The organism is Bradyrhizobium sp. Ken64 (assembly GCF_055807555.1).
This window is the reverse complement of record NZ_JBVVPA010000005.1, coordinates 157,917-173,504: the sequence shown is the minus strand read 5'-3', so window position 1 is coordinate 173,504 and position 15,588 is coordinate 157,917. Positions and strand designations below refer to the sequence as shown.

Sequence of the window (15,588 nt, the reverse complement as noted above, 5' to 3'; positions counted from 1 at the left end):
GCTATGTCTGATCAACCATGACTCGACGGACCGGCAGCGCCGATCTTCCCCTTCACGCCGGCCGGGTTCCACCCTGGCTGGCGACCCGCATGTCTTCGCTGGGCGCGATCATCACACAGGCGATCGTCCATCACTACGGGCGCGATGCATTCCTCCAGCGGCTCTCGCACCCATTCTGGTTCCAGTCATTCGGTGCTGTGATGGGGATGGACTGGCACTCCTCCGGCATCACGACCTCCGTGATAGGCGCGCTGAAGCGGGGTCTAGGCCCGCTCCAGGATGAGCTCGGAATCTACGTCTGCGGCGGGCGTGGCCAGCATTCGCGCAAGACCCCCGACGAGCTGATGCAGCTCGGCGACCGCGTCGGCTTCGATGGCGCAAAGCTCACGCGTGCGAGTCGCCTCGTGGCGAAGGTGGATAGCGCCGCGGTCCAGGACGGCTTTGACCTTTACCTCCACGGCTTCTTCGTCACCGCCGACGCCAAATGGACCGTGGTGCAGCAGGGCATGAACGGCGACAAGCGACAGGCCCGCCGCTATCACTGGCATTCCGAGGCGCTGAAGAGTTTTGTCGATACGCCGCACAGCGCGATCGACGGACCGCTGCAAGGCGAGATCGTCAATCTCACCGACCATCGCGCCGAGATCTCGCGCGCCGCGCAGCTCGAGCTTCTGAGCGATCTTGGCCCGGATCGCATCCTTTCCGAATTCGAGCGGCTCACCGGGACTGCGCCAGAGCCCGCGCAGGGGATACTGCCGCACCTGATCATGCCCGCGCATCACGATGTGCGGCCAAAGGATGTCTTCGCGCGTCGCCTGCACGGCACACTCGCGGCCGCGGCCGAGCGCGGCCCGGTCGACTTTCCGGAGCTGCTGCTGACGCCCGGTGTCGGCGCGCGCACCGTGCGTTCGCTGGCGATGGTCGCCGAAGTGGTGCACGGCGCGCCCTACCGCTTCAATGATCCCGCCCGCTTCTCGCTCGCCCATGGCGGCAAGGACCGGCATCCCTACCCTGTTCCAATCAAGGTCTATGACGAAACCATTCGCGTGCTGAAGGGCGCGATCCAGAACGCAAAGCTCGGGCGCGAGGAAGAGATGCAGGCGATCAAGCGCCTCGACGACCAGGCGCGGCGGCTGGAGCGCACCGCGCGTGGGCCGTCAGTGGAAGAGTTCATCTCCGGAGAGCGTGCGGCCTCGCCCGATCTCGACGGTCGCTCCGTGTTCGGCTGGGAACGCGACTTGGCATCGACAAAAAAGCGGACCGGCTGAAGACCGGTCCGCGAGTTCAGCGGGAGGAACGCCGCTCTCAGGTCTCGTCGGTGCCCGACTCCTCGTCGAGCCGGTTGGCCGAGTGATCCTGATATTGATCCGTCTGGATCGACTTGCCGTCCATGCCGCGAATGTCGGAATGCTGCTTCTTGTCGCGGTTTGACAGCACCATGTTGTCGCCGATCTTCTCCTTTGGCACGTCCGTCATGGCACCCGTGCCGTCGCCCTTGCCGTGCATGCCCGATCTGAAATGCGTCTTGCTGCCATGACCACCTGGCATCGGTCTCTCCTCTTGCTTTGATCGCCCGTGCAACTCAGTGCTTCTGTTGTGCCGGCGTCGGTTTCGGGGGCTTGTGTCCGCTTTGGCCGGAATCGTTGTGCTTGTTGTGGTCGCTTTCCTGGTTGAGGCCGCCTCGGCTCACCGGGAATTCACTCTGTCGTGCCTCAGGTCTCGCTCGGTGAACGGCGGTGTCCTCCGGATTGTGGCCGAGGGCCCGCTCAAGCTCTCGCGCGTCTGGAACATCCGGCTTGCGCTCGAGGATGCGAACTTGTTGCTCGTGAGTCTTCTTGCCTTGCATGCTCGTCCTCCGGAGCTATCGGTCTCGTCGGCGCGCGCCACTGCGCGCGACGTCCTTGTCGATGCCGCCAGCGGCGTTTACATCGTTCTCGACGTCGCCTTCGATCGTGTTCTCGCCCAAGGCGTTCTCGAGGTCCTCAGGCGAGATACCGGCCATCGTTGCGCCCTTTGATCCGCCGATCATGGGATTGTCGTACAGATCCTTTTCGGTCGGTGCGTAGAGTTTGGGTTGCTTATTGCTCATGCCTTACCTGCCTCCGCCTTTTCCGGCCTCGTCATGTCTGTGGTGTGAATCGTGCTCGCCACCTCCGCCGGAAACGCGGCTGCGGTTGCGCTGCGGGTCGTCCGCCGGTGGCTTTTTCACTTCGAGCGGTGCCTTCGCATTCTCATGCGATGCGCCAGGTCCGCCCTGACGGATGCTGTTCGGTGTCTTGGTGGATGTCGACATGAGGTCCGCTCCTCAGCGATCTTGCTGATAGCCTTGGTTGGTGGTGTTCTGCTTGATGTTGCCCTGCTGCCCTTGCTGGTCCGGGTTTTGCGCACGCTGCTGGCCTCGCGGGGCAGTCGAGGACACTTGCTTGCTGTCGCCGGTTCCCTTCGGGCTTTGGCTCTCGGCGGGAACAGGTGGCATCTTGCCGGTCATGATGCTGTCTCCTGTTGTTGATCTGCGACATCGTCCGGAGGAACTCATCGCGACTTCCGATGTCCCAAAAACAACTAGAGAAACGACATGCCGTTCCTAGCGACGAATGCAGAGAAAATTTTCGCAAGCGTGTAAGTTTCAGCAGGCCGCTGGCTGCGAATGAACCATCATCGATCCGGCTGCTCCGTGACCGTCCGGCACGACAGGGAGGTTCGCGATCGCACGCAGGCCCGGTCGTTTGCGCCAGTGGATCTGAGACACGTCCACAGCAAAGCCAAGTTTCGGCCATCGCACGAACAGCGCTTCCAGAGCGCACGCGGCCTCGATCCGGGCGAGTTGATGGCCGAGGCAGAAATGGATTCCCGTTCCGAAGGACATGTGACGGTTCGGCTTGCGCGCGAGATCGAGGCTGTCGGGATGATCATGCATCGCCGGGTCCATGTTCGCGGCGGCGAGCATCACCATGACGCGATCGCCCTTGTTGAGACGCACGCCCGCGAGCTCGATATCCCGCCTCACGTAGCGCGGCTTGGAGAACTGCACGGGCGATACGAAGCGCAGGAATTCCTCCACCGCAAGTCCGACGCGGCCCCAGTCCTGCGCAAGCCAGTCGCGAACGCTGGGATTTCTGAGGAGCTCGTGGGCAGAACCGCTGATGAGATGCGTGGTGGTCTCCGAGCCCGCCGCGAGCAGCAGGAACACCATCGACACCATTTCGTCCGGCGTGATCTGGCCGCCCTCACGCTCGACCTGGACCAGCTCCGCGATCAGGCCCTCGCCGCCCCGCACGCGGGCAATCTGCAGCTGCCGTTCGAGGTAGGCTCGCATCTTGCGGAACGCAAACAGCAGGCGGAAGAAGCTGGCGACGTTCGTAAGCGAGGACATCGTATTGGCCCAGGCGATGAAGCGAGGGCGATCGGCCCACGGCAATCCGAGCAGCTCGGAGATCACCGCGAGCGGCAGGATGCGGGCATAGCGCTGGACGAGATCGGCCGGGCTTCCTGCCGAGAACAGCTCGTCGGCGAGACCGTCCGCGATGGCGCGGATGCGCGGCTCCATCGCGACGATCGCGCGGCGGCGGAAGGCCTCGTCCACGATGCTGCGCAGCCTTGTGTGGTCCGGCTCGTCCATCGTCAGCATGTTGTTGGCGATGGTCTTGACGTAGTTCGGCATCCACCAGCGCAGACCTGCGACGTCGCCATCCTCCTTGCGCAGCGTGAAATTGGTGCCGTCCTTCAGCACCTGCGCCGTGGCCTCGTGGGTCGTGGTGATCCAGACATGACCGACGAGAGGAAATCGCGCTGCGACCACAGGACCGGACATACGCAACGTTGCGATCGCCTTGGGCGGATCGCGAAAGAAGGCCTCGCTGGTGAAATCGAGGCGTGGTGCCATGTGATCACCGGAGCGGTTGATGGCGCCTCACCGAGATGGTGCCCGTCATTGCCCGCGCAAGAGGTACGGAACCTCCGCTTCGGCTTCGGTGCAGGCGTGAGAGCCGAGTCTACCCCCGCCCGGGCGAACGCGGGCCGATCTTGCGCTGCTGCTGGTTGGTGTAGGCGTCCCAATTGCTCCAGCTGCCTTTGCTGAGGCTTTGCAGGTCGGTGGTGAGCGGCCGGCGCGTGCGCTTGTCGTGATCGGCGATGGCGCGCTCGGATTGCGCGATCTTGCGCTTGAGTTCCCCGACCGCCTTCTGGGTCTGGCCGTTCCGCTTCGAAGACGCGATCTCGCCCATCGTGAAGCGCGCGGTCTCGAGCGCCTTCAGCTCGGCGCGGTTCTTCTTCAACTGAACCCGGTGCCAGGCGATGTTGCTGTCGCTGTCCGCAACCATGTGGGAACTCCGCTGATTCGTTCCCGCAGTGTATCGCGCGCCGAATCGGCGCCGCAACGGGCGTCCGGCGGCGAAAATACGGTCTTATTGCGCGAAAATTCCGGGCCTAGCGTTCGGCGAAGGCCTTTTCGACCACGAATTGGGCCGGCTCGCCGTGATTGCCCTCGATCAGCCCCCGCTCGCCAAGGAGCACGCGGGTATCCGCCACCAGCGCCGGGCTGCCGCAGATCATGACGCGGTCGTGGGCGGCTTCCAGGGCCGGCAGGCCGATATCGGAAAACAGCTTGCCCGAGGTGATGAGGTCGGTGATGCGGCCGCGATTGCGGAAGGGATCACGCGTCACGGTCGGATAGTAGATCAACTGGTTGCGGATGTACTCGCCGATCAGCTCGTCCTTCGGCAGCGTCTCGGTGATCATCTCGCCATAGGCGAGCTCCTTCACGTGCCTGCAACCGTGCAGCAACACCACCTTTTCGAACCGCTCGTAGGTTTCGGGGTCCTTGATCACGCTCAGGAACGGCGCAAGGCCCGTACCGGTGCCGATGAGGTAGAGGTTGCGGCCGTCCTCCAGATTGTCGATCACCAGCGTGCCGGTGGCCTTGCGGCTGACGATGATCTCGTCGCCTTCCTTGAGATGCTGGAGCCGTGAGGTGAGCGGGCCGTCCGGCACCTTGATCGAGAAGAACTCCAGCGTGTCCTCGTAATTGGCGCTGGCGACGCTGTAGGCCCGCAGCAGCGGCTTCTCGCCGACCTTGAGGCCGATCATGGTGAATTCGCCGTTGCGAAAGCGGAAGGTCGGGCTGCGGGTGGTCTTGAAGGAGAACAGCGTGTCGGTCCAGTGATGGACGCTCAAAACGGCTTCCTGATTGAAATTGCTCATCTCACCCTTCCGTTGCGCGTCGTGGCGGTTTTCAAGGCGGCAGCTATGCGTCGTTTGTACACGATCATTTGTATACTAATGAATAATCCGGCTTGATCCCGCGGTCAAGGCTGCCCAAGATCGGAAGCGTTGCAGTTAAGGACAAGGACCCATTCCATGGCGCATGCACCCCAGGCCACCGGACCCTCGAAGCTCGTGATCCGCAATATCGGCCTGATCCTGTCCGGCGCGCTGGAAAAGCCGATCCTGGATGGTGACACCATCGTCGCCGAGAACGGCAAGATCACCGCGATCGGCCGCTTCAAGGACCTCAACACCGAAGGCGCGACCACCATCGTCGAGGCCAACGGCACCACGGTGGCGCCCGGCCTCATCGACAGCCATGTCCACCCTGTTGCGGGCGACTGGACGCCTCGCCAGAACCAGATCGGCTGGATCGACAGCAATTTGCATGGCGGCGTCACCACGATGGTTTCCGCCGGCGAGGTGCATATGCCCGGCCGCCCGCGCGACGTCGTCGGGTTGAAGGCGATGGCGATCTTCGCACAGCGCGCATTCTGGAATCTGCGGCCCGGCGGCGTGAAGGTTCACGCCGGCGCGCCTGTGATCGAATGCGAGATGGTCGAGGAGGACTTCAAGGAGTTGGCCGCAGCCGGCGTCAAGCTGCTCGGCGAAGTGGGCCTGGGCGGCGTCAAGGACGGCCCCACCGCGCGAAAAATGGTCGGCTGGGCCCGCAAATACGGCATCCAGAGCACGATCCACACCGGCGGTCCCTCGATCCCCGGCTCGGGCCTGATCGACAAGGACGTGGTGCTGGAGGCCGACACCGACGTGGTTGGCCACATCAATGGCGGCCACACCGCGCTTCCCGACGACCAGATCCGCTGCATCTGCGAGGGCTGCAAGCGCGGCCTCGAACTCGTGCACAACGGCAATGAGCGCTCGGCGCTGTTCACGTTGCGCATCGCGCGCGAGATGGGCGATCTGCATCGCGTCATCCTCGGCACCGACGCACCGGCCGGCTCCGGCGTGCAGCCGCTCGGCATTCTCCGCATGGTCTCGATGCTGTCCTCGCTTGGCGACCTGCCGGCCGAGGTCGCGTTTTGCCTTGCCACCGGCAACACGGCGCGGATGCGCGAACTGGATTGCGGCCTGATCGAAGTCGGTCGTTCCGCCGACTTCGTCATCATGGACAAGGCGCAGCACTCGGCCGGCAAGAACATTTTGGACAGCGTCCAACTCGGCGACCTCCCCGGCATCGGCATGACCATCATCGACGGCATTGTGCGCACCCAGCGCAGCCGCAACACCCCGCCGGCCGGCAGGGTGCCGGAGGTGGTGGCGAAGTGACGCAGCCGGAGCGGCTCGCCGCTCCGCGCGGGCCCCGGAAAGCATTGAACAAGTCGCCAGCCTGCTGCGTCTAATGCAGGCAGTTCATTGCTGGGCGTCGAGGCAAACATGAAGACTGACGGCCTGGGCTCCGCATACGCCGGAGTTCGGAACGTGGCGGCGGCTCGCCGACGGCAGCGAAATCCGCTATCGCGCCAAATGGCCAGGGAAGACGTAAGGGCATCACCGCGGTTTTGCGATTTCACAACGCACGTAGGTCTGGCGCTTGCCTTGCCCGACCGGGCTGTTGTCCATCACCAGCTTGCCATCAGCGGCAATGGAAACACGGGGACTGGAACGATACTTCTCGCCCTCGCCTTCGCAAGCGAGCTTCATTTTCCAGCTGAGCTTTCCATCGGCGGTGATCTCGCTGGCGCGGCACCGGGTCTCGTACCAATAGAGGCGGTTGCCGCCCTCGATGCTCATGCGGTTGGCGCTGTCCTGGTCGCGGCAATCCTTTTTGGTTGACGCCCAGAACCCCTCATAGGCTTGCGCAGCCAGAGCGGGAGCACACTCGCCCGCCAGCACCGCACTCATACTCAGAGCCATCGCAAACCGGGTCGCCGCTCTCATACCGAAAACCCCGACAAGACCTTCACCGAGGTTAGTCGCGCCTCACCGCAGCTTGTTCAACAGCGCCATCAGCATCTCGCGTTCCTTTGGCTCGAGCGGCGCAAGCGTCTCCCGCGTGATCGAAAGCGCATTCGGCGCGACCTTTTCCGCCAGCTGCTGCCCTGCGCGCGTCAGGCTGACCAGAAGCCGCCGTCCGTCCTCGGGATCCTGGCTGGTCTCGGTGAGGCCGCGCGCCGTCAAACGATCGATCACGCCCTTGATGGTCGCCACATCCATCGCCGTTAGGCGCCCGAGCTGGTTCTGCGAGCATGGCCCGGCCTCGGCGAGCTTCGACAGTGCCGCCCATTGCGTCGGCGTAATATTGGTGCCGATCTCGCGAGAGAAGATCGCGCTGTGGCGCTGCCAGACCTGGCGAAGGATAAAGCCAACCTGCTCGTCGAGCACGTAAGGCGGCTTTGCCGGTTTGACGCTCTTCTTCGCCGCGACGCTTCTCGCCATCCGCTCGATGCCCTTGCCCTTTGCCTTCACAACGACAGATGCGCGTCGCGGATATCCGGACGCGCGTCGAGCTCGGCCATGGTGCCGCCGAAACAGATGCGGCCGCGCTCGATGATATAGGCGCGATCGGAGATCAGCCGCGCAAAATGCAGATTCTGCTCGGAGACCACGATGCTGACGCCCTCCTTCTTCATGGTCAGGATGGCCTCGACCATCTGCTCCACGATCTTCGGCGACAGACCCTCCGAAGGCTCGTCCAGCAGCACCAGCGACGGATTGCCCATCAGCGTGCGGGCGATGGTGAGCATCTGCTGCTCGCCGCCGCTCATGCGGCCGCCCGGGCGATTTTTCATCTCGCCGAGGTTGGGGAACAGCGAAAACAGCTTGTCGCGAGTCCAGTGCGGCGCGTTCGGGCGCTTCGGCTGGCGGCCAACCTCGAGATTCTCTTCCACCGTCAGGTCGGTGAAGATACGCCGCTCCTCCGGCACGTAACCAAGCCCATCCCGCACGATCTCATGCGTCGGGCGCGCCGAGACATCCTTGCCTTCGAACATGATCCGCCCCGAGCGCTGCGCGACGAGCCCGACGATCGAGCGGAACGTCGTCGACTTGCCGGCGCCATTGCGGCCGAGCAATGCCACGACTTCCCCCTCGCCGACCTCGAAGCCGATGTCGAACAGGATATGGGCCGGCCCGTAATGACTATTGAGGTCCTGCACCGTGAGCTTCATACTGATGCTCCCTCGCGATGACCGGCATCGTAAAGGAGGCCCTCGCCGAGATAGACCGCCTGCACCTGCGGATTGCCGCGGACCTCGGCCGGCGAGCCCTCGGCGATCAGCGTGCCGCGGTTGAGCACAATGATGCGGTCGGCGTGCTCGAACACCACGTCCATGTCGTGCTCGGTGAAGAGAACGCCGATCGATTTTTCCCGGGCGATCTGCGCGGTCAGCCGCATCAAATCGACGCGCTCGCGCGGCGCCATGCCGGCGGTCGGCTCGTCCATCAGCAGCAGCTTTGGCTGGTTGGCGAGCGCGACGGCGAGCTCGAGCCGCTTGAGATCGCCATAGGCAAGCTCGCCACAGGGGCGATCCGCGTAACCGCCCATGCCGACCAGCTCGAGCAGTCGCCCGGCTTCGCCGCGGTCGAAGTTCGGCGCCGAGCCCCAAAGATTGTACAATTGCTTGCCGTGCGAGATCAGCGCGACCTGCACATTCTCCCGCACCGTCATGGTCGCGAAGGTCGCGGTGATCTGGAAGGTGCGGCCCACGCCCATCCGCCAGATCTCGCGCGGCTTCCTGCCGGTTGTGTCCTCGCCGAGCAGGCGGACGTGGCCGGTATCAGGCTTGTTCTGTCCGTTGAGCATGTCGAAACAGGTGCTCTTGCCCGCACCGTTCGGCCCGATCAGCGCCAGGATTTCGCCGGCGCGCAACGAGAACGAGACGCCGCGCACGGCGTGCACGCCGCCATAGGATTTGGTCAGTCCTTCGACTGCGAGAAGTGGTGGGGCGACGCTCATTCGGCGGACTCGATCGGCTTGGCAAGCAAGGGTGATCCCGGCGGCGATGCTTTCCTGCGGCGCTGCGCCAGCATCTCCAGCATGCCGACGATGCCCTTGGGGAAGACGACGACGATCAGAACGATGAAGCCGCCTAGCACGAGTTTTGACAGATCGGTCTGGCTGACCAGCCAGATGTTCAAGGCCTTGTAGACGATGGCGCCGATCACCGCGCCCGAGACCGTTTCGACGCCGCCGAGCAGCACCATGACGAGCGCATCGACCGAGAGCGAGATGCCGAGATTGTCCGGGAAGACGCTGCCCTTGAGGTAGGCAAACAGCGCACCGCCGATGCCCGCGGTCGTGCCCGCGATCACGAAGGCCGTCCACTGGATGCGCTTGGCGTTGATGCCGACCGCTTCGCTGCGTAGCAGCGAGTCGCGCGTCGCCCTTAGCGCATAGCCGAACGGCGAGAACACCATCGCCCGCAACGCGATCGTCACGAGCGCCGCAACGCCGAGCGACAGCCAATAGAAATGCGATGGGCTCGCGGCCCAGCTCGCGGGCCAGACGCCCAGAATGCCGTTGTCACCGCCGGTGACGCTCACCCACTGGAACGCGATCGACCAGACGATCTGCGCGAAGGCGAGCGTCAGCATGGCGAAATAGACGCCGGAGAGCTGTACCGCGAAGAAGCCGAACACGGCAGCGCCCATGCAGCCGAGCAGCGGACCGAGCAAGAGGCAGACGATCATCGGCAGTCCCGCCATCTTGGCGAGGAAAGCGACGCCGTAGGCGCCGAGGCCGAAATAGGCGGCGTGGCCAAAGGAGGCGAGGCCGCCGACCGACATCAGGAAGTGCAGGCTGACGGCGAAGATCACTGAGATCGCGATCTCCGAGCCGACGGTCAGCGCATAATTGCCGGCAAACAGCGGCAGCGTCGCCGCGATGACAAGCGCTGCAAGCGCAGCAACCCGCTCGTTCGAGTTCAGCGGTCGCCAGGGATTGACGGTGAGGCCCGGTGTCTTGCGCGCCGGCGCCTCGGGCCTGCCGAACAGGCCCCAGGGCCGCACGATCAGCACCGCCGCCATCACCAGGAAGACCAGGATGATGGAGATTTTTGGAAAGATCAGGATGCCGAAGGCATTGAGCTCGGAGACCAGCACCGCTGCGACGAAAGCACCGATGATGCTGCCGAGGCCTCCGATCACCACGACAACGAAGACCTCGACGATGATGCGCAAATCCATCGCATGATGCACGGCATCGCGCGGGATCTGGAGCGCACCGCCGAGAGCGGCGAGGAAAACGCCGACCGCAAACACGCTCGTGAACAGCCATTTCTGATTGACGCCGAGCGCTGCGACCATGTCGCGGTCCTGCGTCGCTGCGCGCACCAGCACGCCCCAGCGCGTGCGCTGGAACAGGAGCCAGAGAATGCCGAGCACGACCGGGCTGAGCACGATCAGGAACAAATCATAGCTCGGGATGTTTTGGCCGAAAAAGTCGATCGCCCCCCTGAATCCGGGTGCACGGCGCCCGACGAGATCGTCTGGGCCCCAGATCAGGACGACCAGGTCCTCGACCATCAAGGTCAGGCCGAAGGTCGCAAGCAGCTGGAACAGCTCGGGCGCGTGATAGATGCGCCGGAGTAGCACCATCTCGACAATGACGCCGATCACCGCCACGGCAAGCGCTGCGATGACGATCCCGCCCCAGAAACCGAACGTCCCCGATAGGCGCTCCGTCAGCGTGAAGGCGATATAGGCGCCGATCATGTAGAAGGCACCATGCGCGAAATTCACGATCCGCGTCACGCCAAAGATGATCGACAGGCCCGACGCCACCAGGAACAGCGATGCTGCGCTCGCGAGACCGGTCAGAAACTGTACGACGTAAAAGGCCATCGGCGGTCCGGGTTAAGCATAGTTCTCAATATTGGGCTTCATCCTTCGAGACGGCGCTACGCGCCTCCTCAGGATGAGGTCCGGGACCCTCATGGTGAGGAGCGCGGCTGCGCCGCGCGTCTCGAACCATGAGGCCCCGGTCTCTCTTTGCATCAATCCTTCGGACGCAGCTTCTCGACTTCGGCATCACTTGGCAGATAGTCCGCGCCCTTCTTGTAGGACGAGTCCACCATCACGCCCTTGCCGTCCTTCAGCGCGGTCTTGCCGACATAGGCACCGAGCGTCGACTGGTGATCGATCTTGCGGAAGGTGATCTCGCCCAGCGGCGACGGCATCGACAGTCCTTCCGCCGCGGTGATCAGCTTCTCCGGATCGGTCGAATTGGCCTTCGCCAGGATCGCCGCAGCCGACTTGATGGTCTGGTAGCCGACGATCGAGCCAAGGCGCGGATAGTCGTTGTACTTGGCCCGATAGGCCTTCAGGAACGCGTCGTGCTCGGGCGTCTTGATCGAGTACCAGGGATAGCCGGTGACGATCCAGCCCTCGGGCGTCTCCTCCTTGAGCGGGTCGAGATATTCGGGCTCGCCGGTGAGGAACGAGACGACCTCGCGTCCCTTGAACAGACCGCGGGTGTTGCCCTCACGTACGAGCTTGACGAGATCCGCGCCGAAGGTGACGTTGAGGATCGCTTCCGGATTGGCCGCGGCAACCGCCTGCACCACCGGACCGGCGTCGATCTTGCCCTGCGGCGGCCACTGCTCGTCGACCCACTGGATGTCGGGCCGCTTCTCCGACATCAGCTTCTTGAATACGGCAACCGCCGATTGGCCGTATTCATAGTTCGGCGCGATCGTCGCCCAGCGCTTTGCCGGTAGCTTGCTGGCTGCTTCCACCAGCATCGCCGCCTGCATGTAATTGGAAGGACGCAGTCGGAACGTGTACTTGTTGCCCTTCGACCAGGTGATGGCGTCCGTCAGAGGCTCGGCCGCCAGGAAGAACACCTTCTTCTGGTTGGCGAAGTCGCTGACCGCAAGACCGATGTTCGACAGGAACGTACCCGTCAGCATCGCCACGCCCTCGCTCGACACCAGCTCGTTGGCCGCGGTCTGCGCATCCGCCGGCTTGCCGCCGTCGTCCTTGGAGACGACGACAAGCTTCTTGCCGTTGATGCCGCCGGCCGCGTTGATCTCCTCAACCGCGAGCTGCCAGCCCTTGCGATAGGGCTCGGTGAACGCCGGCAGCAGCGAATAGCTGTTGATCTCGCCGATCTTGATGTCCTGCGCCAGGGCCGAATGAGCCATGCCGCTTGCCAACAGCGCGAACGCCGCGCCGACAAAATAGTTCTTTGCTCGCATCCCAACCTCCACTTTTCTGAAAAGATTAACGCAGTCCGTCTTCGCCCTTGATCTCCGCAGCCGTCAGCCCGCCGACGCGCGGCAGCGGACGGCCGCTGTCGGTGACGGCGACCGCGACCATGATCTCGTTGGCGCGCGGCGCGTCGTTGATCTGCACTTCCATGCCGTCGAAATGACTGCGCACGAAGGCCGCATCCTTGTGGCCCAGCGGAATGTCCAGCGTCGTGCCGGGTCCACTGCGCTTCTTCGACGACGGGATCAGCGCAGCGCCTTTGCCCAGCACTTTACGGACCGGCGCGCCCATTTTCGGGTGAAGGATGGCGGCTGCATGCTCCAGCTCGCCGTTCTCGCCGACGGCCGCAGCCTTGCCATAGCTCTGCGCCTTGGACCCGTCGATGCCGAGCGCCGCCACCGCGCGCTTCGAGAGCAGCTCGCCGAGTTCCTCGCCAATCGCGATCAGCGGCGAAAGGTCCTCGACATACTTTCCAGCGAACGGATTCTCGATCACGGCGATCGCCGCCGCACGCCGCGTCGGCGGCGAGACCTGGCGGCCCATCTCCATCTGCGTCTCTTCGACGACGGTGACGATCTTGCGGATGATCGCGCTCATGATTGTTTCCTCAAGCCGCTTCCCTGTTCAGGCATGAACCGCGTTCTCCGGCACAAGCGGGCGCGATCGTTGCCGTTCAATATACTTGGTCCCGATAACAAGCATATCACCACAAAGCTGCAACACGGCACCCTCGATCAATCCGCGATCGAATAATTGCCGTGCACATTCCGCGCCAGATTCCAGCGCGGTGGTGATCTCGGTCTGCGACAATTCACTGACGTCACGGGTCACGAGCCGCGCGCCGAGATCGCTGTCGGGCTGAAGCTCACTCGCTGGCTTCCGGATGATGGCGGGATGCCCCGGCAGATCGACGGCATTCGCAATGATCGTCGCGGCCGCGTCGGCTTGCGACGCCGTTCCGGCCAACACGGTCACCGCATCGGCAATCCCGAGCGAAAAGCTGCGGCCGTGCCGTCCACTGGTCGCGATGCCGCGCACGGGATCATCGGCGTCCACCCTGATTGTCCGCATCACGCCGTCGCGATCGGGCCGGTCCATCAGACCGACCGAAAAATGCTCGCCGTCGCCGAGATGCAGGGCAATGTCGCCGCCATTGTTGACATAGGCTCGATCGAGCGCCGCAGCGTTCAGCATTGCGCCGAGAATCTCCTCCGCCACGGCGCCGGCAACCGCCGCCATCGACGTAATGAAGTCATCAGCGGCATAAGGCGCGACCGCGGCGTGCATGCGGCGCGCCACGACGCCTACCAGCGAGGTCCGACCCTCGACGGCAGCCCGCAACTCCGGCAGTTCCGCGCAGAGCTCGTCGAGTAATCCCGTGAAGCGCCGGGCAGCCGCCTCATAGGCTGCACGCACCTCGCTCGGCTCTCCCCTCGCCTCGACGATCAAATCAATCGGTCCATCCTGCAAATGCAGCCGCCGGCCATCTGACAGCAACGCGATTTGCGGGAGCCTTGTCATGCCCGAGGTCCCGGGATCGGGTTTTGCCAGGGCAATTGGCGGACGTCGTCGCCACGCTGAACTTCGGCGAGCGGTTTCACATAATCCATGTGCCCGCCGAGCGCCGCATAGTCCGACAGCTTCATCGTGAATTCGATCGGCGCGACCAGCGCGGGCGTCGGCACGTAACCGAATGCCCCCGCCGGCATCTGCGTCACGTCGACCATGTAGGTGATGCCGCCGCCCGGCCAGACATAGACCGGCGCGCCGCCACTGGTGACGCGCGTCAGCGCGTCCTTCACCGAGCGCGTCAGCCGCACCGGATTGTCGGTCACGCCCGCCCGCAAGGAACCACCGGCGCCGGCCATGAACAGCACCGTACACAGCGCCGGTTCGCAATTCTCCTGAATGCGCTCGACCGAAAACTTGAGGTCGTCAGGCATCTCGGTCTCGACCGGCTTCAAGGCCTCGTCGAGCACGTAATAGGACGAGTGCTCGCCGGTCGTGGAGACCATCAGCATGGAAAGACCGGCCCTGGCTTCCTTGGCGTCGAACGGTCCCAGGATTGCGAGCGGATCGGAGATATTGGTGCCGCCCCAACCTGTGCCGGGATCGGCGACCTGGAAATAGCGGCCGGGCGTCGAGCGGCGCCCCTTCATCTTGATGCCGGTGTCGGCGATGTCGAGCAGCTTGCCGGCCTGGTGCTCCGAGAGCACGCCGGTGATATGGTCGTCGACCACGACGACCTCGTCGACCTTGCCGTGCCATTGCTTGGCGAACATGCCGATCGTCGCCGAGCCGCAGCCGACGCGCATGCGCTCTTCTTTCATGCCGTTAACGATCGGCGGCTGGCCGGCCTGCACCACCACGCTCGCGCCGCCGTCGATGGTGAGTTCGACCGCCTTGCAATTTGCGAGGTCCATCAACGTGTCGCAGGTGACGCGGCCTTCCTTCTTGGAGCCGCCGGTCAGATGGTGCACGCCGCCGAGCGACAGCATCTGCGAACCGTATTCGCTGGTGGTAACATGACCGACCGCCTCGCCTTGTGCACGGACGGTCGCCGTCTCCGGCCCGAGATAACGGTCGGTGTCGATCTTCACCTTGATGCCGCAATAGGAGAAGATGCCCTCGGTGACGACAGTCACCATGTCGACGCCGTCGACCTCCGCCGAGACGATGAACGGCGCCGGCTTGTAGTCGGGATAGGTCGTTCCCGCGCCGATCGCCGTTACAAAGGTGGAAGGCTCGTGGACGATCTTGCCGTCCCAATCTTCGGTGCGGCTGAACGGAACGAGCTTGCCGCCATGCGACACGGTGCGCTCCAGGATCACATGCGGATCGACGCGGACGAGCTTGCCCTCGTGATTGGCATAGCGGTCGCAGGCGCCCGCCGCGCCCGGCTTGATGTAGCACATCACCGGACACGCATCGCAGCGGATCTTGTCGATGGCGGCGCTCGTAGGTTCAGTCACCATGTCAAAGCCAGCCGACAGTGCAGTTATCATTTGTACACGAACGATGTTGCGCGCCCTCCCGATGGCTGTCAAGCGGCGGTGCGGCGCAAAATATGCGCCTGCCGCATAAAACCTCATTTGCCTATCCGCTCTGTCCACAAAGAAGGCATTCGCGCTGCACTGCGGCATGCACGGCTTGCAC

General features: G+C 63.9%; 19 protein-coding genes. 2 read left to right on the top strand and 17 right to left on the bottom strand.

The features are described 5' to 3' along the window. Nucleotides 1-17: 17 nt before the first annotated feature. Nucleotides 18-1,268: a DUF763 domain-containing protein gene (locus AC0L2F_RS11145; protein ID WP_473248392.1), complete on the top strand. Its 1,251-nt coding sequence runs from the start codon at nt 18-20 to the stop codon at nt 1,266-1,268. 37 nt (nt 1,269-1,305) lie between these two features. Here the strand turns inward: AC0L2F_RS11145 and AC0L2F_RS11140 are convergent, their stop codons facing one another. The 8 genes from AC0L2F_RS11140 to AC0L2F_RS11105 form a co-directional block, all read right to left on the bottom strand. Further along, the gene (locus AC0L2F_RS11140; RefSeq protein ID WP_007608914.1) at nt 1,306-1,548 is read right to left on the bottom strand and encodes a hypothetical protein; all 243 of its coding nucleotides are present in this window, start codon (nt 1,546-1,548) and stop codon (nt 1,306-1,308) included. 34 nt (nt 1,549-1,582) lie between these two features. After that, nucleotides 1,583-1,846 carry a hypothetical protein gene (locus tag AC0L2F_RS11135; protein ID WP_007608913.1) on the bottom strand — a complete coding sequence of 88 codons (264 nt, stop codon included), beginning with the start codon at nt 1,844-1,846 and terminating at the stop codon, nt 1,583-1,585. Between the two features lie 15 nt (nt 1,847-1,861). Further along, nucleotides 1,862-2,089 (bottom strand): hypothetical protein, encoded by a 228-nt coding sequence (locus AC0L2F_RS11130; RefSeq protein WP_473248391.1) that lies wholly within the window; start codon nt 2,087-2,089, stop codon nt 1,862-1,864. A 3-nt stretch (nt 2,090-2,092) separates the two neighbouring features. Beyond that, nucleotides 2,093-2,293: a hypothetical protein gene (locus tag AC0L2F_RS11125; protein WP_473248390.1), complete on the bottom strand. Its 201-nt coding sequence runs from the start codon at nt 2,291-2,293 to the stop codon at nt 2,093-2,095. Nucleotides 2,294-2,305: 12 nt separating this feature from the next. Beyond that, the gene (locus AC0L2F_RS11120; RefSeq protein WP_007608911.1) at nt 2,306-2,488 is read right to left on the bottom strand and encodes a hypothetical protein; all 183 of its coding nucleotides are present in this window, start codon (nt 2,486-2,488) and stop codon (nt 2,306-2,308) included. A 138-nt stretch (nt 2,489-2,626) separates the two neighbouring features. Continuing rightward, complete coding sequence (locus AC0L2F_RS11115; RefSeq protein WP_473248389.1) at nt 2,627-3,883, bottom strand: cytochrome P450; 1,257 nt, start codon at nt 3,881-3,883, stop codon at nt 2,627-2,629. 109 nt (nt 3,884-3,992) lie between these two features. Then, complete coding sequence (locus AC0L2F_RS11110) at nt 3,993-4,319, bottom strand: hypothetical protein (RefSeq protein ID WP_007608909.1); 327 nt, start codon at nt 4,317-4,319, stop codon at nt 3,993-3,995. Nucleotides 4,320-4,425: 106 nt separating this feature from the next. Continuing rightward, the gene (locus AC0L2F_RS11105; RefSeq protein WP_007608907.1) at nt 4,426-5,199 is read right to left on the bottom strand and encodes a ferredoxin--NADP reductase; all 774 of its coding nucleotides are present in this window, start codon (nt 5,197-5,199) and stop codon (nt 4,426-4,428) included. A gap of 156 nt (nt 5,200-5,355) precedes the next feature. Between AC0L2F_RS11105 and AC0L2F_RS11100 the strand changes: the two genes are divergently transcribed. Further along, entirely contained in the window at nt 5,356-6,549 is a 1,194-nt protein-coding gene (locus AC0L2F_RS11100; RefSeq protein ID WP_473248388.1) for an amidohydrolase family protein, read from the top strand. A gap of 222 nt (nt 6,550-6,771) precedes the next feature. Here the strand turns inward: AC0L2F_RS11100 and AC0L2F_RS11095 are convergent, their stop codons facing one another. The 9 genes from AC0L2F_RS11095 to AC0L2F_RS11055 form a co-directional block, all read right to left on the bottom strand. After that, nucleotides 6,772-7,161 carry a hypothetical protein gene (locus AC0L2F_RS11095; RefSeq protein ID WP_473248387.1) on the bottom strand — a complete coding sequence of 130 codons (390 nt, stop codon included), beginning with the start codon at nt 7,159-7,161 and terminating at the stop codon, nt 6,772-6,774. Nucleotides 7,162-7,203: 42 nt separating this feature from the next. Beyond that, nucleotides 7,204-7,659, bottom strand: coding sequence for a MarR family winged helix-turn-helix transcriptional regulator (locus AC0L2F_RS11090; RefSeq protein WP_035974947.1), 456 nt, complete (start codon nt 7,657-7,659; stop codon nt 7,204-7,206). 26 nt (nt 7,660-7,685) lie between these two features. Continuing rightward, a complete protein-coding gene (locus AC0L2F_RS11085) occupies nt 7,686-8,390 on the bottom strand; it encodes an ABC transporter ATP-binding protein (RefSeq protein WP_007592446.1) in 705 nt (234 codons plus the stop codon). Continuing rightward, a complete protein-coding gene (locus tag AC0L2F_RS11080) occupies nt 8,387-9,178 on the bottom strand; it encodes an ABC transporter ATP-binding protein (protein WP_473248386.1) in 792 nt (263 codons plus the stop codon). Before AC0L2F_RS11080 ends, AC0L2F_RS11085 begins: the two co-directional genes overlap by 4 nt. Continuing rightward, complete coding sequence (locus tag AC0L2F_RS11075; protein WP_473248384.1) at nt 9,175-11,064, bottom strand: ABC transporter permease; 1,890 nt, start codon at nt 11,062-11,064, stop codon at nt 9,175-9,177. Before AC0L2F_RS11075 ends, AC0L2F_RS11080 begins: the two co-directional genes overlap by 4 nt. 152 nt (nt 11,065-11,216) lie before the next feature. Then, nucleotides 11,217-12,419, bottom strand: a complete 1,203-nt coding sequence (locus tag AC0L2F_RS11070) for an ABC transporter substrate-binding protein (protein WP_007608885.1) — start codon at nt 12,417-12,419, stop codon at nt 11,217-11,219. 25 nt (nt 12,420-12,444) lie between these two features. Then, entirely contained in the window at nt 12,445-13,029 is a 585-nt protein-coding gene (locus AC0L2F_RS11065) for an amino acid synthesis family protein (protein ID WP_473248383.1), read from the bottom strand. Nucleotides 13,030-13,056: 27 nt separating this feature from the next. Beyond that, entirely contained in the window at nt 13,057-13,953 is an 897-nt protein-coding gene (locus tag AC0L2F_RS11060; protein WP_473248381.1) for a UPF0280 family protein, read from the bottom strand. Next, nucleotides 13,950-15,407 (bottom strand): 6-hydroxynicotinate reductase, encoded by a 1,458-nt coding sequence (locus AC0L2F_RS11055; RefSeq protein ID WP_179950116.1) that lies wholly within the window; start codon nt 15,405-15,407, stop codon nt 13,950-13,952. Before AC0L2F_RS11055 ends, AC0L2F_RS11060 begins: the two co-directional genes overlap by 4 nt. Between the last annotated feature and the right edge of the window lie 181 nt (nt 15,408-15,588).